This is a genomic window from Hugonella massiliensis (genome assembly GCA_001486445.1).
Taxonomy (GTDB): Bacteria; Actinomycetota; Coriobacteriia; order Coriobacteriales; family Eggerthellaceae; genus Hugonella; species Hugonella massiliensis.
Map to the genome: position 1 here is coordinate 170,119 of LN908985.1, position 21,662 is coordinate 191,780.

The 21,662-nt window shown below is 58.9% G+C and carries 17 protein-coding genes; 11 read left to right on the top strand and 6 right to left on the bottom strand.

What is annotated here, in order from left to right; translation table 11 throughout:
• Window positions 1-4: 4 nt before the first annotated feature.
• The 3 genes from dnaN to BN3270_RS02490 form a co-directional block, all read right to left on the bottom strand.
• Complete coding sequence (gene dnaN / locus BN3270_RS02480) at window positions 5-1,102, bottom strand: DNA polymerase III subunit beta (protein WP_058985612.1); 1,098 nt, start codon at window positions 1,100-1,102, stop codon at window positions 5-7.
• A 227-nt stretch (window positions 1,103-1,329) separates the two neighbouring features.
• The gene (gene dnaA, locus BN3270_RS02485) at window positions 1,330-2,796 is read right to left on the bottom strand and encodes a chromosomal replication initiator protein DnaA (protein ID WP_058985613.1); all 1,467 of its coding nucleotides are present in this window, start codon (window positions 2,794-2,796) and stop codon (window positions 1,330-1,332) included.
• 134 nt (window positions 2,797-2,930) lie between these two features.
• Window positions 2,931-4,037 (bottom strand): ATP-binding protein, encoded by a 1,107-nt coding sequence (locus BN3270_RS02490; protein WP_271711890.1) that lies wholly within the window; start codon window positions 4,035-4,037, stop codon window positions 2,931-2,933.
• 913 nt (window positions 4,038-4,950) lie between these two features.
• On the opposite strand from BN3270_RS02490, the gene rpmH reads away from it, so the two are divergent.
• From rpmH to BN3270_RS02530, 8 genes are all read left to right on the top strand, one after another.
• Complete coding sequence (gene rpmH / locus BN3270_RS02495) at window positions 4,951-5,085, top strand: 50S ribosomal protein L34 (RefSeq protein ID WP_058985614.1); 135 nt, start codon at window positions 4,951-4,953, stop codon at window positions 5,083-5,085.
• 10 nt (window positions 5,086-5,095) lie between these two features.
• Window positions 5,096-5,431 carry a ribonuclease P protein component gene (rnpA, locus tag BN3270_RS02500; protein ID WP_058985615.1) on the top strand — a complete coding sequence of 112 codons (336 nt, stop codon included), beginning with the start codon at window positions 5,096-5,098 and terminating at the stop codon, window positions 5,429-5,431.
• Window positions 5,432-5,484: 53 nt separating this feature from the next.
• Window positions 5,485-5,676 (top strand): membrane protein insertion efficiency factor YidD, encoded by a 192-nt coding sequence (gene yidD, locus BN3270_RS02505; RefSeq protein ID WP_058985654.1) that lies wholly within the window; start codon window positions 5,485-5,487, stop codon window positions 5,674-5,676.
• Between the two features lie 40 nt (window positions 5,677-5,716).
• Window positions 5,717-6,490 (top strand): YidC/Oxa1 family membrane protein insertase, encoded by a 774-nt coding sequence (locus BN3270_RS02510; RefSeq protein ID WP_058985616.1) that lies wholly within the window; start codon window positions 5,717-5,719, stop codon window positions 6,488-6,490.
• 89 nt (window positions 6,491-6,579) lie between these two features.
• Window positions 6,580-7,164 carry a Jag family protein gene (locus BN3270_RS02515; protein ID WP_058985617.1) on the top strand — a complete coding sequence of 195 codons (585 nt, stop codon included), beginning with the start codon at window positions 6,580-6,582 and terminating at the stop codon, window positions 7,162-7,164.
• 125 nt (window positions 7,165-7,289) lie between these two features.
• Window positions 7,290-7,961, top strand: coding sequence for a 16S rRNA (guanine(527)-N(7))-methyltransferase RsmG (gene rsmG, locus BN3270_RS02520; protein WP_058985618.1), 672 nt, complete (start codon window positions 7,290-7,292; stop codon window positions 7,959-7,961).
• Between the two features lie 85 nt (window positions 7,962-8,046).
• A complete protein-coding gene (locus tag BN3270_RS02525) occupies window positions 8,047-9,081 on the top strand; it encodes a ParA family protein (RefSeq protein WP_334258420.1) in 1,035 nt (344 codons plus the stop codon).
• Entirely contained in the window at window positions 9,074-10,378 is a 1,305-nt protein-coding gene (locus BN3270_RS02530; protein ID WP_271711891.1) for a ParB/RepB/Spo0J family partition protein, read from the top strand. Before BN3270_RS02525 ends, BN3270_RS02530 begins: the two co-directional genes overlap by 8 nt.
• Before the next feature lie 101 nt (window positions 10,379-10,479).
• Here BN3270_RS02530 and rlmN read toward each other — a convergent pair whose 3' ends face one another.
• Window positions 10,480-11,526, bottom strand: coding sequence for a dual-specificity RNA methyltransferase RlmN (gene rlmN, locus BN3270_RS02535; protein WP_058985656.1), 1,047 nt, complete (start codon window positions 11,524-11,526; stop codon window positions 10,480-10,482).
• Window positions 11,527-11,622: 96 nt separating this feature from the next.
• On the opposite strand from rlmN, the gene BN3270_RS02540 reads away from it, so the two are divergent.
• A complete protein-coding gene (locus tag BN3270_RS02540) occupies window positions 11,623-12,564 on the top strand; it encodes a D-alanine--D-alanine ligase family protein (protein ID WP_058985620.1) in 942 nt (313 codons plus the stop codon).
• 99 nt (window positions 12,565-12,663) lie between these two features.
• Here BN3270_RS02540 and BN3270_RS02545 read toward each other — a convergent pair whose 3' ends face one another.
• Window positions 12,664-13,314, bottom strand: coding sequence for a hypothetical protein (locus BN3270_RS02545; RefSeq protein WP_058985621.1), 651 nt, complete (start codon window positions 13,312-13,314; stop codon window positions 12,664-12,666).
• A gap of 82 nt (window positions 13,315-13,396) precedes the next feature.
• On the opposite strand from BN3270_RS02545, the gene BN3270_RS02550 reads away from it, so the two are divergent.
• Window positions 13,397-16,408 carry a helicase C-terminal domain-containing protein gene (locus BN3270_RS02550; RefSeq protein WP_148335459.1) on the top strand — a complete coding sequence of 1,004 codons (3,012 nt, stop codon included), beginning with the start codon at window positions 13,397-13,399 and terminating at the stop codon, window positions 16,406-16,408.
• Window positions 16,409-16,537: 129 nt separating this feature from the next.
• Here the strand turns inward: BN3270_RS02550 and BN3270_RS09440 are convergent, their stop codons facing one another.
• On the bottom strand, window positions 16,538-17,374 hold the full coding sequence (locus tag BN3270_RS09440; RefSeq protein WP_148335460.1) for a hypothetical protein: 837 nt from the start codon (window positions 17,372-17,374) through the stop codon (window positions 16,538-16,540).
• A gap of 42 nt (window positions 17,375-17,416) precedes the next feature.
• Between BN3270_RS09440 and BN3270_RS02555 the strand changes: the two genes are divergently transcribed.
• A complete protein-coding gene (locus BN3270_RS02555; RefSeq protein WP_148335461.1) occupies window positions 17,417-21,613 on the top strand; it encodes a hypothetical protein in 4,197 nt (1,398 codons plus the stop codon).
• The last annotated feature ends 49 nt before the right edge of the window (window positions 21,614-21,662 follow it).

Here is a 21,662-nt window from a genome sequence, read left to right on the forward strand (position 1 = left end):
GCCCTTAGCTCACGCGCATCGGCATGACCAGGTAGAGGTAGCGTTCCTCTTCTTCCGATTTGAAGATGCCCTGGCGCATGGGCCCCTGCAGTTCCAGGTAGACGGCATCGGTTTCCACCGACGACAGGCCGTCGAGCACGTAGGAGAAGTTGAAGGAGATGTCGGTATCCTCGCCTTCGATTTCACTCGCGATCGTTTCGCGGGCTTCGCCGATGTCTTGGCTCACGGTGGAAACCTGCGTGGTATTCGAGGCGCTATTAAGGTCGAACTTCACCGGAGCCGTGCGATTGCTCAGAAGCGACGTGCGCTTGACGGCTTCGGTCAGCTGCTTGGTATCGAATTTCGCGCGCGTCTTGTATTGGTCGGGGATGAGCTGCTGATAGCGCGGATAGGTGCCTTCGATCTTGCGGTTGACGAAGGTGGTGCCGCTGTAGGTGGCCACGATCTGGTTTTCGGCAAGCGACAGGGTGATGTTGTCCTCGTTGGGCGCGAGGGCCGCCAAATCGGACAGGAAGGTTCCCGCGATAACGGCTTTGAAGCCTTCCGAATCGGCGGTGAAATCGGTATCGGTGACCGCCAGGCGGTAGGAGTCGGTCGCGACCATGCGCAGCACGCCGTCTTCGGCCTCCACGAGCACACCGGTGAGAATCGGCCGCGACTCGTCGCGCGAGACTACGCGGGCGACGCGCTTGACCATGCGGGAGAAAGTGGCGAAGGGAATGGAAATCGACGATTCGGGGTCGACGTCGGGGAATCCGGGGAAGTCTTCCGCATTGAGTGATTTCAGAGAGAAGGCCGACGTCTCGCAGAGTATTTTTGCCGATTCGTCGTTTGCATCCACGTGCACCGCAGCATCGGGCAGGCTCTTCACCACGTCGGTGATGAGCTTGGAGGGAATGACGGTTTGTCCCTCTTCTTCGATGAAGGCAGGAAGAGCGCAGCGGATGGAAAGGTTGAGATCGGTTGCTTCGAGCGTGAGCGTATCGTGAGAGGCCTTCAAGAGAATGCCCGAAAGAATGGGGAGCGTCGAACGGGAGGCTGCGCCTTTGGCTACTACGCCTAAGGCGGTCTGCAACTCCGTGCGGTTAATGCTGAATTTCATGAACAACCCCTTTAATTAAATACTAAAAATAATAGTAATAATAAGCTCTGTGGAATGGTGGATAACTTTTGTTTCCCCAGTTCAAACCCATTATGTGTGCAGTGGAATCCTGTTGATTGACCGCGCAGGCTTTCCCCAAGAATTATTGCTTTTATTATCTCTCCTCCATTGCGTTCGGTTTTCCACCGTTCCTCCCAACGTTGTGGGAGACGTTTTCCACAACTCCCCTATTGGTCGAGAATCATCTGCCGCAGAATCTCGAGCTCTTCGTTGACCTCGCGGCTTTCCTTCACCTTTTCTTCCACCGACCGATAGGAGTACATGATTGTCGAGTGGTCGCGGTTGAATTCGCTTCCGATGCTGTTGAAGGGAATGTCGATCATCGTGCGGCAGAGGTAGATAGCGATTTGCCGGGCGTAGGTGATGTTGGCCGACCGTTTGCGGCCCACCAGTTCTGCGTGGCTCACATTGTAGTAGCGCTCGACCGCCGATTGGATGTCGGCGATGGAGAGCTTTTTCATCGCCCCGCCGCTGAAGTGGTCGGCGAGCAGTTTCGAGGCTTCGTTGACGGTGATGTCGTTCTTCTCGCCGTTGCGGAGCGTGAAAATGACCTTGGTGACGGCACTTTTCAGCTCGCGAATGTTCGAGCTCGAGTTTTGGGCGATGTATTCCTGCACTTCGGGGGAAATCGTGAAGTCGTCGCTGCCCGTGCGCTTGCATTCTTCGATGTAGCTGCGGATGATGCCGATTTTCGTCTCGAGTTCGGGCGGCTGGATGTCGCAGGTGCCGCCCATGTTGAATCGACTTTTGTATCGTTCGTCGATGTCGATGTGCTTGGGGGCGCGGTCGGCCGAAAGCACGACCTGCTTGCCTTGGTCGATCATGCGGTTGAGGATCTGGAATACCATGTTCAGGGTCTCTTTTTTGTTCTGAAGGCCCTGCACGTCGTCGATCAGGAGCACGTCGGCCGTTTCGTAGCGCTGCTTGAACTGGGCAAACGATTTGTTGCTCTTGCTCATGGCTGCGTCGGTGTAGTCGTTGACCAGCTCCATCGTGTCCACGTAGACCGTGGAAAGGTTGGGGTAGCTATGGTGCACGTAGTTTTGAATCGACCGCAGCAAATGGGTTTTGCCCAAGCCGCTTTTCCCGTAGATGAACAGGGGGTTGAGGTGGGGCTGACCGGGCGTTTCGGCCACAGCGACGGCCATGCTGTAGGCCATGCGGTTCGACGTGCCGATGACGAAGTTCTCGAAGGTGTAGCCGCTTGCCACGGTGTCCATGAAGTCCCCGTCGCCGTTGGGCTTTGCGGGCGCGGCAGCCGGAGCCGCCGCGGGAGCGGGCACGGGTCGGGGCTGGGGCTGCGGCGCGGGCGCCGGTTGGGGCGCTGCGGGAGCGGGCGCAGACGGCGCAGGCGCTGCGGCGATCTGACTCTGGGATGTGGGGTCGACCTCTATCGCGATGTTGAAGGGCACATGATAGAGCTCTTCAAGGGCGCGTTTGATGACCGTCATGTAGTGAGATTCGATCCACTTCTTGATGAATTCGGTATCGGCCGTGAGCATGAGAAAGCCCTCGCTGAAGGCCTGGACTTGCAGGCGCGAGAAAAACGCGTCGATTTGCGAGGCGTCTATGTTGTCGTACGTCTTTATCTGCGCGACGACGTTCTGCCAAAGCGTGTCGTACTTGTCGCCCATGTCGGCATCCCTTTGCTACTACGTGTGAGCTGCTTGCAAGGGTTCAAGTGTAGCAAGAGTGGCCCTTGCGGTGCAAAAAATGTGGAAAACCATGCCCAGGTGTGGGAAAGCTAACGAAGCTGCAGGTCGAAGCCTTATTCCATGCCCTTGATCTGTTGATAGATCGCATCACCGTAGTCGGTGAGGATGCGCTTCTTGTTCTTGGTTTTCTCGATGAGGGCGCTTTCCTCCATCTTGTCCATGAGGGCGTAGGTGCTCGACATAGCAAGTCCCATGATGTTGGACAGCTCGGTGACGCCCAGGGCACCTTCGTGCGCGAACACGGTGAGGGCGGTTTTCTCTCGGTCGGAGAGGAGGGGCAAGGGCATGGGAGGAACGGCGGCCTGCTGGGGCGGCACGGCGGCGTAAGCCGGCATGGCCGGGTAGGCGGGCATGTTCTGATAGGCCCGAGGTGCCTGCTGGTAGGCTTGCGGTGCTCCGGGTTGGTAGGCGCCCCACACGTGCTGCTGCGCTCGGGCGGGGGCCGCGGGTACCGACCCGCTTTGCGGGATGACGGGCGCCGGGGTCGTTGCTGTCCCGGGGACAAGGGGCGCAGCCTGAGCTGCTTGGCCCATTGCGCTCATGACCTGCGCTTCGGCGGTCTCCGAAGGAGGCTGGAGTGCAGGTCCGCCCGATTCTGCCGGAGGCTCGGATGGATGGTCCTTCAAACTGAGGGTGACGACGGCTCCGGAATTGAGATTGTCTTCGATCGTGATGTTGCCATGGGAAAGGTCGAGGTACTCCTTGACGAGCGGCAGACCCGATCCCACACCGCGAATGTAGTGCTTCATCGGTTCGGTGGCGGACGTGAAGCCGGGCAGCGTGGCCTTGTCCTTGTTGTGAATGCCCGGTCCTTGATCGCAGAAGCGAATCGTGTTTCCGCCGTCGAGTATCGATACGACCACTTCGGTGAAGCGAGCGTGGATGAAGTTTTCCGATACCTCTCGGATAGCGGAATAGGGGATGGTCCCGCCCAGGCGGCGTTTCTGCTCGTCGATGACATCGGCCAGCCGTTCGATGTACTCGGCCGTGGGGGCGGGCTGGATCTCGATCACACGCGGCGCCATCTTCATATCGTCGTAGACGGCTATGCGCGCAACGGTGGGGACGTAGGTGTAGTTGTACGCCTCGATCGATGCGCTCTCTTCGACGGGTTTGTTTTCCCCGTCTTCGGTATGTTGCTGTTCCGCCTGTTCAGACACGGTATTCCTTGGTATTCAGCGCATTCAGCGGTGGAATTCGGGAAGATTCACCGCTATTCAGCGTCGTTTTGTGCTAGCTGGCCTATTGTACGCGCAATTCAGGGAGGAATTCAGCCGGAATTCAGTTTTCAATGAAGGGGAATACGTTTTCCACCTGGGGTATTCAGAGTTATCCACATTTTGTTCAACGAAAGTGGAAAACGTTGAAGAAAACTGAATCCCGGTATTCCCATGCGTTGAAAACTCGAGTGGAATTCCGCTTCTGGGAAGTGAAATTCACGCGCAGCGGAGGCGTTTTCGATCGGGGAGCGAAGACTCATGGGAATACGTGTGTTGCAGGCCGTCAGGTGGTTTTCCGCAATCTGAATCGTTATTAAAATGCCTGGTCAATAGGTGTTTTTGCAATCAGTTGCCACCTGGGGTGCTGCGTATCCTTGCCGTTTTCGGCCATATTACATCGGCGGCAAGGGCGTTCTGAACACGGTTTTCCACATCGATTTCCTGGGCTTATAAGAGTTTTCAACGTTTTCCACATTATTCAGCGTGGAATTCACTATCTGAAAGGTGGAATGAATCTCATTGAATGCCGTTGAATGCTTCTGGAATCCTCCATGAATGCCGTTTTCCCCCGCGGGAGAGAGCAAAAGAGAGGTGGCCTCCTCGACTCGATCGTCTGTGACGACGGGGACGGAGGATGTCGTCCCACTCTCGACGTGACGACGGGGACGGAGGATGTCGTCCCACTCTCGACGTGACGACGGGGACGGAGGATGTCGTCCCTCGTTGTAAGTTCGCGCGCCCGCGCGTATAGTTCATGTGAATCGTTCTGCCAAGCGGAATGTTGCTTCTTGACCTTTTGGGGAGAGATTCGTATATTTTGGAAGTTACTCTGTAGGTAAGAAAGGGAACAGATATGAAACGCACCTACCAGCCGAACAAACATAAGCGTGTGACTACCCATGGCTTCCGCGCTCGCATGGCCACCAAGGGCGGCCGTAAGGTTCTCGCCGCTCGTCGCGCTAAGGGCCGCAAGCGCCTTACCGTGTAGGAATCGCGTAGTGGAAATCATCAAGTCGAGCACCGAGATTTCCCACGTATTCGCACAGGGGAAGCGATTCGGCGCTTCCGCCATCACACTTCTGGTTGTCCAGAACAATGCGCAGCACGGTTCGCAAGGCCGTGCTGCTTTTGTTGCGGGCAAGAAGTTGGGCAACGCCGTCTGGCGCAACCGGGCGAAGCGCAGGATGCGCGCCGTCTGCCGCGATGTCGGCGGTCCGTGGCCTGGATACGATGTTGTTTTTCTCGCTAAACGGGCAACGACCGAACAGGAATATAGTAAAGTCGTGCGCGCTTGCAGAAAGCTCGTGACGCGCTTTCTCGAGGAAAGCCGGTAATCGTGCGCAAAGTTCTGAACATTGTGACGCAGCTGCCCTGCAAAGCGGCTATCATGCTCATTCTGTTCTACCGCTCGTGCCTCTCTCCCCTTTTCCCCGGTTGCTGTCGCTTCGAACCGACCTGCTCGCAGTACGGGCTGATCGCCTTTAGGAAATACGGATTCTGCAAAGGCTTCGTGCTCACGGCAAAACGTATCCTGAAATGCCATCCCGGTGGTCCCCATGGATACGATCCCGTACCGTAACTATCGGAACCTGATTACTCCCCTGAAAGGATAATCACCCATGTGGGACGCATTTAAAGACTTTATCTTCTGGTGCATCAGCTCGGTGTACAGCTTCGCGGGCGACTGGGGCATGGCGATTCTCGTTATCACCCTCATTTTCCGCGTCATCCTGATGCCGCTCATGCGCAAGCAGATCAAATCTTCCTATCAGATGCAAAAAGTGCAGCCTCTGATGCAGGAGATTCAGCAGAAGTACGCCGACGATCAGCCGCGCATGCAGGAAGAGATGCAGAAGCTCTATGCCGAGGCGAAGTTCAACCCTCTGGCCGGCTGCCTGCCCATCCTCCTTCAGATGCCTATCTTCATCGCCCTGTTCCAGGTACTGCAGGAAATGGGCTCGCGTACGCAGGGCTCGAGCTACCAGTTCTACCATCTGGTCCCCGACCTGACCCTTACCCCGGCTTCGAGCCTCGGCCAGGGGTTCCTCACTTTCCTGCCCTACCTGATCCTGCTGCTCGTGTTCGCCGGCGCGACGTTCGCCCCTATGGTGCTGCAGCAGCGCAACACGGCAGACGCCAACCAGCGCCGTCAGACCCTGATCATGAGCGCCTTCATGACCGTGTTCATGCTTTGGATCGGTTGGGGCTCTCCTGCGGGCGTGCTTCTGTTCTGGGGCGTATCCTCCCTCTTCGGCGTCTTCCAGCAGCAGATTACGATGCGCGCGCTGAAGGCTGAAGACGAAAAGAAAGAAGCCGAAATCGTCGACGTAAAACCTGTTAAGGTGGAAGTCGAACGCAAGGTCAAGAAAAAGCGCCCCCACAAGAGCCGCTAACGTTTTTTGTGAATGCTGCAAACCCGCCCTGCTTTCCAGGGCGGGTTTGTTGGTATAAGAGCCTGGTCAATTGTGATAAAGGAGTACCTATGGCGGAAGAAACGAACGAACCGATCGAAGCCGAGGCCACGGAAGAGGTATCCGAAACCGTTGCCGACGAGCCTTCGGGAGAAGCCCCCGAAGAAGAGGCCAACGAATACGGCTTGACTGACGAAGAGCTCGACCGCATTGCCGACACGGCGATTGCCGCTCTCGACGATATCCTGAAGTATTTCGAGGTAGGAGAAGTAACCTACGATGAATACGATGGTGACGAGGGCGAGCTCATCATCGATATCACGGGCGACGACCTGGCCGTCCTCATCGGCCGTCACGGCAAGACCCTCGATGCCCTCCAGTTCCTCGTTTCCACGATCGTAGCCCGCAGCCTGGGCAAGCGGTATCCCGTTGTGATCGATGTGGAAGGCTACAAGGGTCGCCAGCGCGAAAAGCTCGAACAGATTGCAGAATCGGCTGCTTCCCGTGCTCTTTCCCAGAACCGTTCGGTCAAGCTTCGTCCGATGACGCCTTACGAGCGCCGTATCGTCCATATCGCCCTTCGCGACTACGAGGGCGTCGATACGCATTCCGAAGGCGAAGGCGCTGCTCGTCACGTCGTGGTCCGACCGCTCTAACCGCTACCGCACATACCTTTGCTGTTTCACGTGAAACAGGGAACGGGAGGCTTCGGTCTCCCGTTTTTTATGGCTTTCGCACGGTATGATGCGATCGACGTCGAAATACACAGGAAGGCAAGGGCATGGAGCTTACCCGCGAGCAGCACGAGCTGCTTCTTAAACATTTGAGCCTCGTGATTGAGGAAAACAAGGTCACGAATCTTACGCGCATCGATTCGGTGGAAAGTGGCAGGCTCTTGCATATCGAAGATTCGCTTGCGGCCGTGCCCGAATGCCTCGACGCTCCCCAGGGTCCCGTAGCCGATTTGGGTACGGGCGGGGGGTTCCCCGGTATCCCCCTCGCCGTTGCGACCGGCAGGAGCGTCGACTTGGTTGATTCGGTGGGCAAGAAGACCAAGGCGCTCGACCGCATCATCGAGAAACTCGGCCTTTCCGCCACTGTGCGCACCTACAACGGGCGTATCGAGGAATTGGCGCTCGATCGACCCGAACACTACGCCCTCGTGACGGCGCGTGCCTTGACGGCACTTCCTTCGCTTATCGAACTTGCGAGTCCGCTATTGATGCCGGGTGGCCGCCTCGTCGCGCTCAAGTCTGCCGACATCGGCGACGAGCGGTCCTGGGCGCGCGCTATTGAGGAGAAAGTGGGTATGAGGGAAGTGTCCCTGCGCACCTTCACCTTGAGCGACGGTGCGACCGAGCGGTCGATCATCGTATACGAAAAAGTGGGAACCCCGTCCGTGAAACTCCCGCGCCGACCCGGCATGGCCCAGAAGAGACCCTATAAGAAATAGGTATAATCGAGCCTGCCGACCATGAAAGGGGGTCCACGTGGGTTTATTTGACACCTTTAAACGCGATAGAAAAACTCACACCACGTTGAACCAAAAAGAAGATTCCGCACCGTCGGACGCCGAAGCTCCCAACGTGCTCGTTGCGGACGAAACGGCTGAGTTTTCCGCGGATGCCGCCAAAGATTCAGCTCCGGAAGAGTCTGCACCCACTGGTGCCGCAGAGTCCGAGCCCGTTTCTACGGAAACGGAGTCGCAGGAGGCTGCTGAATCCGCAGAGAGCGAAGAGGAGTCCGCTGAGCCTGGGTATCGCCCTATTAAAACCATGGCCGACAAAAAGCCCGTTACCCATGTGATCGGGCAGACGAAGATCATCGCCATCATCAACCAGAAGGGCGGCGTGGGGAAATCGACGACCGCCGTGAACCTGTCGGCGGCCTTGGGCTGCAACGACAAGCAGGTCCTCCTTGTCGACCTCGATCCTCAGGGCAACGCCACGAGCGGCTTGGGCATCGACAAGAGCCAGATTCACCGCGACGTGTACGATGTCCTCCTGTCCGACACGCCCGTGAATGAAGCCATCATTCCCGATGTGTGCAAGGGGCTCGACCTTCTGCCTGCGACGATCAATCTGGCAGGCGCCGAAGTCGAGCTCGTCAACGAGATTGCCCGAGAAAACCGTTTGAAGTCAGAAATCGGCCAGCTGCGCGGAACATACGATTACATCTTTATCGATTGCCCTCCCTCGCTTGGCCTTCTGACCATCAACGCCTTGGTTGCCGCTGACAAGTTGCTCATTCCCATCCAGTGCGAGTTCTACGCCTTGGAAGGTGTGACAAAACTTCTCGATTCAATGAAACGTGTCAAAAGTCTGCTCAATCCCACGCTCGATATATTCGGCGTCCTGCTCACCATGTACGATTCCCGCACGACCCTTTCCAAGCAGGTGGCCGAAGAAGTGCGCCGATTCTTCGGGAAGAGCGTGTTCGACACGATGATTCCCCGCACGGTGAAGCTGTCCGAAGCGCCCAGCTACGGGCAGCCCATTACCGAATACGATCCTTCGGGCAAAGGCGGTCAAGCCTATTTCTCCCTTGCGAAAGAAGTGATTTCCCGTGGCTAAGCAACGGAAGAGCGGCTTGGGCCGCGGATTGAATTCCCTCTGGGGCGAAAGCGTTGGCGAGATCAGCCAGAGCCACACCAACGAGAATTCCGAGCGTGCAGAAGAAAAAGCGGCGGAACAGGCCGCCAAGGCCGCCGAAGAGGCGAAGGCTGCCGAGCCTAAGGAACGCACCGATACGGCCGTCAGCCAGCAGTCCGATCAAGCCGCCGCTCCCTCGCGCGTGCCTATCAGCACGACGTTTTCGGAGGAAGAGGCCGAAAAGGCCACGATTAAGGAGCGCACGGCGTCCGACCGTTCCCTGTCGTCTGCCGCTGTGCGCGCGATCGAGAGCGAACAGGCTCTCCAGCGCGCCACCTTGCGTGAGGCTGATGCCAAAAAGCCCGTGCCCTATATCGAAGAAGATGACCACGTGACCATCAAGGGCGTCGTCGCCCGCGAAGCGCGCCCGCATGTTTCACGTGAAACAAAACAGACTGACCTCGTCGATATCGATTTGGTGGCACCCAACCCCGATCAGCCGCGCACCAATTTCGATCGGGAGGAACTTGCCGAACTTTCAAAGTCCATTGAAAAGGAAGGCTTGCTGCAGCCGATTCTCGTGCGCAAGATGGACAGCGGCACCTATCAAATCATCGCCGGCGAACGCCGTTGGCAGGCCTGCAAGCTCGCTGGTCTGAAACAGGTCCCCGTGCGCGTGAAAGACGTCGAGGACGATAAGGCGCTCGAGCTCGCCCTGATCGAAAACATCCAGCGTTCCGACCTTAACCCCATCGAAGAGGCTTACGGGTACAAGCGCCTTATGGAACGCCAGCATCTCACTCAGGCAGAAGTGGCGCGCGCCGTTTCTAAGGGCCGTTCGACGATTGCGAACGCCCTGCGCTTGCTTGAGTTGCCTGAAGACGCCCAGCAGATGCTCTATGAAGGGAAGATTACAGCCGGCCACGCCCGCGCTATTCTTTCGGTGCCTACTCCGGAAGGGCGCGAAAAGCTTACCAACAAGCTGCGCGAAGAGAAGCTTTCGGTGCGTCAGACCGAGAATCTTGCGCGTTTGCTTGCAGGGCAGGCTGCCGCGAAGACGGAAGAGCGCGTCCGCCCGGTAACGCCTCCCGTCTTCAAGAAGGCCGCTCGAGAGCTGCGCCAGCATTTCAATACGGGTGTGCGCATCAAATCGGTGCGTGGCAAGAACAAGATCGAAATCGAATTCAAAGACGAGGCCGATCTGGAGCGTTTGTTCCAGCAGCTTATGGACCGGCCCGCTGCTCCGACCGAAGATGCCGGCCAAGAGGCATCCCTCTAAACGCCGTCCCAGGAACGAACGCATGCCTATAACGCAAGCGCCCCCTTTCTCATGGAGAAAGGGGGCGCTTCGTATAAACCGATGGGATGGAACCGCGCGTGCTAGCCGATACGGTTCTTAAGCTGTCCGCAGGCGCCGTCGATATCGCTTCCGCGGGAGTCGCGCACGTTGGCTTCGATCCCGTTGCGGTTGAGCGTGCGAATCCAGTGGTCGACTACCGCTGGGCGCGAAGGGTGAAAGGGGCTGCCCTCGATTTCGTTCATGGGAAGCAGGTTGACATGAACGAAGAGGCCGTCGCAAAAATCGAGCAGGGCCTTGAGGTCGTGTTCGCCATCGTTGATATCGCGCATCATGAGGTACTCGATGCTTGGTCGTCGCGTGCTGACGCGGTAGTAGGAATCGAGCGCCTGCTTCAAATCGGCAAGGGGCGTTCCCACGCATTTTGGCATGATTCGGTCGCGTGTGGCCTGGATGGCGGAATGCAGCGAGAGCGCGAGCGTGAATTGTTCGGGTTCGTGGGCGAAGGCGTCGATTCCCCTGATGATGCCGCACGTGGAAACGGTGACATGCCGGGCCCCGATGCCCAGGGCGAGGTCGCTGTTCATGATGCGCAGGGCCTTCACGACGTTGTCATAGTTGAGAAAGGGCTCGCCCTGGCCCATGGCCACCACGTTGCTTACGCGGGCACCGAAATCTCGCTGCACGGTAAGCACCTGCTGGACCATTTCGCCGGGCAGAAGGTTGCGCGTGAATCCTTCCTTCCCCGTAGCACAGAAGGAACAGGCCATGGGACAGCCGACCTGCGTGGAAAAACAGACGGTCAAACGGCGGGGCGCGCCATCGCTTGCGGTATCCCGCGAGGGGATCCCCACCGTTTCCACGCGGGCGCCATCGGCTAACGAGAGCACGTATTTGCGCGCTCCGTCGACAGAGACCTGCTTATCGATGATTTCAGGGATATGCAAAGGCGCATGTTCTGCAAGCGCTTCTCGCAAGACGCGCGGTACGTTCGACATGTCGTCGAACGACGTGACGCCCTTGTTGTAGACCCAGCCGATGACTTGTTTGGCACGGAAGGCTGGCTGGGAAAGCTCGCCGATGAGCGAGCGGATTTCACCGATTCCGTACGTTTCGAATGCTGTGTTCATGCCCAGCATTATACGGAAGCCATTTGCTCGCTTTGGTATACTCAGCGCGGAATTCAGACAGATGGAACAGCCGGTCATTCGATAGAAGAAGGAATCATGAGCATCAATCCAGCGGAAACCAAGGTCGCCCTGCTGTACGGCGGTACGAGCGGTGAGCGCGCTATATCGATTCAGTCTGGCCAGGGAGCCGCCGGCGCCTTGCGCGAGGCAGGGTATCAGGTGACGATGCTCGACCCGGCCAACAAAGAAGACTTGGTCAAACTGGTCAAGGAGCCCTTCGACGTGGCGTTCCTCTGCCTGCACGGCAAGGGCGGCGAAGACGGCACGATGCAGGGCATGCTTGAAATTCTGGGCATTCCCTACACCGGTCCGGGCGTGTGGTCGAGTGCGACGGCCATGGATAAGGCGAAATCGAAGGTGCATTATCTGGAAAAGGGTATTTCGACGCCCCGGTCGGTGACCTTACATGCCGCCGACCAGATGACTCCGGCCGAACTCGAGCAGAAGCTCGGCCGCAAGATCGTGGTGAAGCCCGCCAGCTCCGGTTCGGCTTTGGGCGTATCTATCGTCGAGGGAACGGCCGACGTTCAGAAAGCGCTCGACGATGCCTTCGCTCTCGACGACGAAGTGGTGGTCGAAACGTTCGTGTCGGGAACCGAGCTCACGGTGGCCGTGCTGGGCAACGACGATCCCACTGCACTTCCCGTTATCGAAATCGTCCCCCAGATAGGAGACTTCTACGATTACGAATCGAAGTATGCTGCCGGTGGGTCCCAGCACATCTGCCCCGCCCGCCTGAGTGAAAAAGATACCCAGCATGTGCAGGCGCTCGCCGTAGCCGCCCACAAGGCGCTCGAATGCCAGGGCGTGTCGCGCACCGACATCATTCTCGATGAGAACGGTACCGGTTGGGTGCTCGAAACCAACACGATTCCGGGCATGACCGCCACGTCGCTTTTGCCCGATGCGGGCCGAGCAGCCGGCATGAGCTTCCCCGAACTCTGCACCAAGCTCATCGAGTACGCTCTGGAAAAATAAGTCGCTTGCGACTGTTGCGGAAAGGTCTCTACGAATACGGGCCCAGCGTGCATCGATGACGCTGGGCCCGTAGCATCGATGTTGGTTGGCGGGTGGTGGCTACGCCCCCGTGCATGAGCGAACGACGGCGACGACCAGCACGGCCATGACAATGAGAAAGGCCCAACCGCCAATGAAACAGCCGACGTTTTTGTTTCGGCTTCCCTCAACGAGTTTTTCCGACAAGGTAATCGAATCCTTCAGCATGACCGTTCCCGGTTCGAGCTGGGGTTTGGGCTGGCGCGTGTTGGGAATCCATGAGCCATGGGATTCAATGACCTGGTCGATGCCCTGGGCGCCCAAATCAACGCTTATGCGCGCGCCGTTGGCGATCTTTTTTCCTACATGGGTGCGGAAGGCGTCGAAATCGCTTGCATGGGCATCGTCGTAGGCCATAATGGCCACTTCGCCCCAATAATTACCTGGTTTAGGCTGGTCGGAATAGTACACGGCGACGAGTAACGCAGAGATATGGAACTTGCGCGCCCTGCAAAGGAGAAGCTGCTCGACGGTCGAGGGGTCGTCGATCGTCCCTACCCGGCGCCCGAAGCGGTTCGACACCCAGGGAAGGGTGCGCCCTTCGTCGTCGGTGGTGAATTCGATGTCGAATCGGTCCCCTACGATGCAGTCGGCCCCAAGCAAAAAGCCGCCTTCCGATTTGTTCTCGGCGGTGAAACGACTGTAGGTCCCGAAATACGGCAGAGCGGGCATGTTTTCTCCTTACAGGAAAATCTCGCGAAAGCTGAGCACGGCGCGATTCATGATAGGCTGAATCAGATTTGAAGGCAGGCTGATGACTACGCACGCGATAGAAAACTACATTATGGAAACCACGCCTCAGCGTGTGGTCGACCGTTACGCACAGCTCAAGGAGTATGCGCGCACCCACGATTTCGGCGCTCTCGATGAAGACGTGGTGGTAATCGACACCGAAACGACCGGCGTGTCGTTCAAGCACGACGAGCTCACCCAGATTGCCGCCGCTCGCATGGTGCGAGGCGAAATAAAAGAATGGTTCGTCAGCTTCGTGAACCCGGGCAAGCCCATTCCCGAAGACATCGTGCATCTCACCAACATCCACGATAGCGACGTGGCCGGCGCGCCCGACCCGGAAGAGGCGGTCGCCCGCCTCGTCGAGTTTGTGGGCTCGAGCTATCTGGTGGCCCACAATGCGGCCTTTGACCGGCATTTTTGCACCAAGCCCGCATCGGGGGCGGCCCTGAAAAACAACGTATGGGTCGACTCGCTCGATCTGGCCCGCATCGCCGTGCCGCGGCTGAAATCCCACCGTCTTACCGACCTGGTGCGCACGTTCGACACGCCTGTGTCGACGCATCGGGCGGATGCCGACGTCGAAGCGACGTGTGCGGTCTACCGCATTCTGCTCGCGGCTGTGGCGACGATGCCCAACGACCTGGTGTCTGCCATCGCCCAGTTCGACGACGGCGAGCAATGGCCTACGGTCATGGTGTTCAAGCACTTCGCCGAAAGCGACGGGTCATCCTTTAATTTGCGGTCGCTGCGTTATCAGACCGTGGGTCGCAACGATCATCGCCCCCGCGTCGATGCCAACAACCTGATCGGCGACCCCGCGCGCGGCGTGCGGTTCGCAACTGAAGACGAGGTGCGCGAGGCTTTTTCTCCCGCGGGCGTCGTCGGGCGCATGTACGACCGTTTTGAGGCCCGCGACGAGCAGGTAGAGATGGCCGAAGCGGTAAACGCCGCCTTCGCTGATTCGGTCAACCTGGCAATCGAAGCGGGGACGGGCGTCGGCAAGTCGATGGCCTATCTGATCCCTTCGGTGATCGCCGCCCGGAAAAACGACATTACCGTGGGCATCGCGACGAAAACGAACGCCCTTCTCGACCAGTTGGTCAACCATGAGCTCCCGCTTCTTTCGGAATCGTGCGACGGCGTGTCTTTTTGCAGCTTGAAGGGTTTTTCTCACTATCCCTGCCTCCGGTCTATCGAGCGCGTGCTTAAAGCGGGGCCCGGCATGCGCCAGGTGCAGGACGGCTTCGTCTCGCAGGCGCCTGCCCTCGCCGGACTGCTCTCTTTCATCGAGCAGTCCGAATACGACGATATCGATACGCTTAAAATCGACTATCGCGCCCTGCCCCGTTACGAGATCACTACGACAAGCAACGACTGCTTGCGCCGCAAATGCCCCTATTTCGGCCAGAAGTGCTATGTGCATGGGGCGCGTTTGCGGGCTGAATGCTCGGATATCGTGGTGACCAACCAGTCCCTGCTCTTCTGCGACGTTGCCGCAGAAGGCGGCTTGCTGCCCCCAATCCGCTACTGGGTGGTCGATGAGGCACATGGCGCCGAAAACGAGGCACGGCGTGCCTTCAGCACGAAAATCGATGCCGACGAGATCAAACGCGTTATCGGGAAGGTCGACTCGTCGAACGCGGCACGCAACGTGTTCATACGTGCGGAGCGCCGTCTGTCCGGCGAAATCGACGTTTCCGACGAGCGCGTGCGCGATTCCCTCACCGATGAAGAGCGGGCCCTGGCCGAAGGGACGGGGTTGAGCGGCGGCGATACCCTGCTGTTTGCCCTGAGCGGCCGCGCCAAGCGGGCGGGCGATATCTTCGGCACCGCGGCGACGGAATTCTGCGCGCATCTATCCGACCTGCTCGCGTTCGACGTGCCCACGAAAGGGCGCAGCTACGACCAGGTCGATATTTGGATCAACGACGAGGTGCGGGCGAGCGATGCCTTCAAGAACCTTGTCGAGCTTGGCCATGTGATGTACGAATCGGCCGAAAAGCTCATCAAGGCTTGCACCGAGCTTGTGGGGGTGATGGAAGACGTCAAGGGCGCGGCTTCCGTGCAGGGCGAAATCGCATCGACCGCCCTTGCGCTCAAGGATCTCTTGCTCGCGTGCGAGATCATTTTGTTCGACGGGCCCGACACCTATGCGTACGCGGCTCATTTGTTCAAGCGAAAGAACGTGCCTCACCGCGGATCGGAATATCTCGAAGCGCTCATGATGAACGTGGGCGACACGATGAACGAAACCCTCTATGCGCGTACGCAAAGCGTGGTGTTCACGTCCGCAACGATGACGGTGGCCGATTCTTTCGGGAACTTCAACGCCGCGATGGGTTTGGGTACGGACGAACAATCGGCAGTGCGCACCGCAAAGCTCGATTCGAGCTACGATTTCGACACCCATATGACGGTGTATGTGGTGAAGGACATGCCCGAACCCAACAACCAACGCTATCTCGACGAGCTTGAGAAACTGCTCATCGGCGTGCATAAAGCCCAACAGGGCTCAACCCTTTCCCTCTTTACCAACCGTCGCGAAATGGAAAAGGCTTTCGAAGTTGTGCGCGACGCCCTCCATGAAGATGACCTGCGCGTGGTCTGCCAGAAATGGGGCGTGTCGGTAAAGGGTCTACGCGACGATTTCATCGCCGACGAGCACCTATCCCTGTTTGCCTTGAAGAGCTTTTGGGAAGGGTTCGACGCGCCGGGTGCGACGCTGAAGACGGTGGTCATCCCCAAACTGCCCTTCACCAAGCCGAGCGACCCGCTTTCATGCGCGCGCGCCCAGATTGATTCGTCGGCATGGTCTCATTACGTGCTCCCTCAGGCCGTGCTTGAAATACGCCAGGCGGCCGGCCGCCTTATCCGCTCATCGACCGACACGGGTAACCTGGTGCTCGCCGATCACCGACTGGTGAGCAAGGGCTACGGAAAGGTTTTCCTCAAGTCGCTGCCAAGTTCAAATATCAAAGTGCTTCCTGCCAAGGACATCATCGAAGACATTCGCGCCTCGCGCGATGCCTAGGAGATGCCTTGCGGCATGAGCCATGCGGGGCGCCGTCAGTATCCTTTCGGGATGCGGACGGTGCCCCGCCGCGCGTTTCAGGGCGGCTATCGGCTCGTGTGAAGCCCCTGTATTCTTTTGGACGCATCTTTAAGTGGCGTATAATTTCGAGGATGTACCACTAGGGTCGGTTACGACACATTGAAAGGCGCACGCATGTCCGACATGACTGACGATATCGGGTATCTTTCGCAAGAAATAGGCCCGCGACCTGCGGGAACGGAAGAGGAACAAAAGGCGAGCGAATACATCGCGAAACGCTTTCGCTCTACGACGGGCCTGAAAACCGAAATCGAAGAATTCTCTTGCAACTCTCAGCCCGGTGTCGTTGAGGCGATCTGCTTCGGCCTCTCCATCCTGTTCACCATCATCGGCATGCTGGCTCCGCAGGTCTCGGTGCTCGCGTTCGCGATTACCACCGTGTGCTGCGCCCTCTACCTGTGCGAGGTCTTCGACAAGCCGGTGCTGTCCCGCCTGTTCACGCGCGGCATCAGTCAGAACGTGATCGCGCGCTACAAGCCGGTGAGCAAGGGCGGGTCCCGCCCGCGCAAGGTCATCATCGTGGCGAACTACGACAGTGATAAGGTGCGCAACGAGCTGTCGCCCGGCCTTATGGGCGCCTACCCCCTCCTGGTGAAAGCTTCCACGGCGGCAATCGTCGCCCTTCCCGTACTGTGGCTCATTCGCGCCGTTGCCGCAGTGACTACGGGTACCGCCGCCCTCGTCTTCAATGTGATCTTCATTGTTCTCTGCCTTGTAGCGGTTCTGCCGGTCGTAGCCTTTGCGATGCACCGTACCGCGACCTTCAACGAAGGCGCCAACTCCAACGCATCGGGCGTTGCGGCGATGATGGAAATCGCCCGCCGCGTGGCCGACGCTCAAACCATTAAAGAGCCCGACCTCGAAGGCGAAGAGCCTGTCATCCATGGCGAGGAAGAGGCCTATGAAACGGGCGCCGTCCCCGAAGGCGTGCCCGTCACCTACGAGGTCGAAGCCAACGTTCCCACCGACGATGACGGTTCGTATGAGCCTGCCCTTGGCGAGGTGGTTCCCCGCGAGGTAAGCCAGCAACCTGTGGACGCCCCTGTTTCACGTGAAACAGGACGCAACGGGGCTGCAGGGGAACCCGTGCGTTTGGCCCAAGCCAGGCCGGCTGCGGCCGGGCAGCCCACTCCCGAACAGGTGGCCGCTCAGCGTGCGGAAACCACCAATGTGTTCACGGGCGAAGCGCCGCTCGAACCTCAAAGTGGCTTGCAACAGTCGCAAGAGCGCCTCGAAGAGCGCGAGCCGGTCGAAACGCAACAAGCGGAACCTGCTGTGCCTGATTGGTACAAGGCCGCGCAAGAGCGTGCCAAAGCCAAGAAGGGCAACATGCGCCCCGTGCATCCGGTGCGTCGCTCGCGCTACGCCGATGCGCTTGATGCCGCTGTACGCGAGAGCCATGCGCATTTCGAAGAGGCGAACAGGGCCGTCCAGCGTGAGGCCCAGCAGTATCGCGAAACCTTCCAGCAAGGTATTCGCGAAGTTGCGGCGCCCGAACATGCCGAACAGCTTCCTCCTGCTCAGCCGCGAGAGCCGAAGCCTATCGTGCGCCCGGTAGAAACGCCGGTTGCGCCTGTGCGCGAATCGGCGGCGGCAGCCCAGTCGGTGGCTGTTGAATCGACGCCGCAAGCCGTTGCGCCGATGGAAGCTCCTGAAAACCGCTTCGAGCGCGTTGCGCAGCAGCAGGCACCGGCGGCCCCCGCCTACACGAATCACACCGCCCCTGCGGCGCAATCGCCGGCGGTAGCCCCCGCGGTCGCAGCGGTCCCCCAGGAATCGCCGGCTCCCGCGCCGGCTTCTTCCGCGCACCCGCAGCAACCTATCGAGCCTGCTGCCGACACGCCGCGTAGTGAAGGGCAGTCCGCTTCTACCGCCCCGTCCCGCGCAGCGGCTACCGAAGAGCCGGTAGTAGAAACCTTTATCGAAGATGTTTCACGTGAAACAGCCGATCGACAGGGGCTGCCCCAGCTGGAGCCTTATGTCGAAACCTTCGACCAGGCCGGTATCGCTGAGCTTGAATCGGCCGAAGCCGCTCAGGTAATCGAGCGTCCAGCTCGCCAGGCAAACGCTTCTGCTGTGCGGCCTGCGGCCCCGCAGGCTCCCGTGGCGGCCCCGGCTGCTTCAGCAGACCAGAAACAGGGCTCGCTCCCTGCGCAGGCAATGCCTGCTCCCGCGCAGAACGTACCCGCCGCCGCCCCAGAAGAAACGGCCCCCCTTGCCTCGGTCGTTCCCGAAGAATCTACGCGTACCGCTGTTGCGACGGCCGTGATCAACGATGGGCGTGTGATGGTGGACGGTCCTCATGAGATGGACCAGTTCGTCCAGACGAGCGACGAAGGGACGTCACCGAGTGCGCCCGATCAGTACCAAGATGTCGACGCTGGTTTCGACGACTATTATCAGGACGAAGAGCCGGAAGAAAGTCGCTTCCATGAAACGACGCAGCGTTGGAAGAAACGTGCAAGCGGCGCGTTCTCTTCTTTGCGCACCCGCGTGAAGAACCTGCGGGATGAGCGCAAACAGCTGCCCGAAGCCTATCCCGATTACGAGGAAGATTTCACGACGGCGCAAATCGGTGAGGTAACCGAGCGCGCAGTCGACCATTCGAGCAATGCAAGCACGGAATCTCAGGCCACGTCGCCGTTCAATGCGGTCATGGTGGACGATGCACGCCCGCAGGGGTCTGCTGAATCTAAGGACGTCGATCGCGACCAGGCGGACCAGCCTCGCACAACCAACCGTATCGATGTGACGGTTCCACGTGAAACGCCCCAGCAGTCACCGGTCGCACAGCGCGTTCGGCAAGAGCGTCAGGCAGAGCCTGCTATTGCCACGCCCTCAGACAATCGGACTGCTGATATGCCGGCGGCCCCAGCGTCGCAGGCGGAAAAGAAACAACCAGCAGCGGAACGCGTGATTGTAACGGCGACCGAGGCGGACCAGCCTCAACGACAGTCGCGCGAATCAACTATTTCCATGCCGCCAATCGATGTGTCCCAGCTGCGCGAGCAGGTGCAGACGGGGGCTCTCGATGTCATGGGCAATGATTCGGGAGACGTTGATGGCCAAACCGACGTGCAGGTACCTGCGTTGGACAACGAGGATGCTCCTGTATACGACGAAAACGAGTATGCAGGTTACGACGATTCCACGTACGGCGATTACGACTACTACGAGGACCAGCCATCTCGATTCGATGATTTGAAACATCGTGCAGGTGGCTTCTTCCACCGTATGCGCGATTCCTTCGATAATGCGCGCGAACAGATTTCCGACCGGGTTTCTGCTCGCGAAGCAGATCATCAAGCTGACAACGCAGATCGAGCGTATGTGGATGGTGCCTCTGCCGAATCGGCGAACGCCCCCGAAAGCTTCGGCACGTACGAGAATGGAGAAGATTCCTACGGTGACGCACCGGCATCGGTTGCTTACGCAGAAGGCTATGCCGTTACGCAAGACGATACCTTCGATCAAGCATTTGCCGAAGAAGCGCCCGTTCAGCCTATCGACGAAGAACCCATCGCAGTCGAAAACGAGTACGCAGAGCCTGCTGCATCGGTGTCGTCTGTGGAAGATGAGCGCTCTGATGCTTCAACTTCTACGGTTGCGCCCGTGTCTGAAACTGAGAGCGAAGCTCCTGCTCAGCGTGCTGAGCGTCCGAAGCCGACCTATCGATCGAACCCGAATCGTGCGCGTATCGATGTGCCGTCGGTTATTACCATCCCCGACCCCGCTGACGACGCGAGCGCTTTGAACAAGCAGCCTGCTCCCCTTGCAGCCGAAACCGACCGCGATGGCCAGACGGCGGCGAAGACCCTCCTGCGTCAGCAGATTCCACGCGTCGCGCTCGACGGCACCGGCCCGATGAGCAACGACAAGATCGAAATGGACAACAAGAAGGCTGCCCTGCGCAACACGCTTCCCTCAATGAGCGGGTCGATCACGGCGGCGCCTGTTGCCGATCCCTATGAGAACAACCAGCGTGTGAGCCTTTCCGGGTCTTTCTCTGCTGTAGGCAACACGGGGTCGTTCAAGCCGGTGGGGGACGAACTGGTAGAAGGCATGTCGCCTGACGAAATGTATATCGACGACGCCGATGATTCCGCCTATGCAGCGTCTTCTCCCGAAACGGGAGCCTATACGCCGAGTCAGGTGGTAGATATGCCGAAGAAACATCGCGGCCTGTTCGGCCGCCGTCATGCGGGCAAGCATTCGGGCAAGCGCGCGGAAGAGCAGAGCGCTTCCGAATGGTTGCACGTCGATGAGAATTTCAACCCCACCGAAGTGGGTAAGGCACGCGGCGGTTGGGAGAGCTTCCAGGAGGACAGCGCCTACGAACAGCAGGTGCGGGCGAGTCAGCAGGAGGGTGCGCCTGCGCCCGCTTCTGATGCCTGGGAGGAAAACGAAGACGCATGGAAGCGCCAAGAACGTTGGAACGGCGGTGCGTTCAGCCGCGCCCGCGCTGCGGCAACCGATCAAGCTGCACGACTGGTCAATCGAGGGTCGAGCGAGGCAAGCGGTGCCGGGGCAGAAGAACCCGTGCGTCGTCCTCGCACTGCGGAAGAACTTCCTCCCGAGTTTTCGGAAGTTGCGAAGCTTGCCAATCGGATGGCGCGCGACGACGGGTCGCAGCGTGCCGATTTGGCGCGCGAGGAGCAGCAGATTTACGAATTCCGCGCTGCTGACGTCAATGTCGAGGTGTGGTTCGTCGCGCTCGGATCCGAATGCTCGGGTGATGCGGGCATGAAGACCTTCCTTCAGACCCATGCCGACGAGCTTCGCGGTTCGATCGTCATCAATCTCGATTCGGTGGGCGCCGGCCGTTTGTCTTACCTCGAGCATGAAGGCAAGGTGCGCAAGACCAAGATCTCTACGCGCATGAAGCGATATCTGCGCATGGCTGTTCAGGCAACGGGCATCGAAGTGGCGGCAAGCGCGGCCGATTGGCGCGACACTCCCGCCTCGGTAGCTGCGCGTCACGGCTTGCAGGCGGTAACGATCGCCGGTATGGATGGAGTCAAGCCCGCCTACATGGGCCAAGGCGACGACGTCCTCGAAAATATCGACGAAGGCAATTTGGAGCGTACCGTCGATTACGTGATGAACGTCGTGAAGAATATTTAGCATGTGGACGGCGCAGTGACAATTTCGGTTGCTGCGCCGTTCTTTTGCT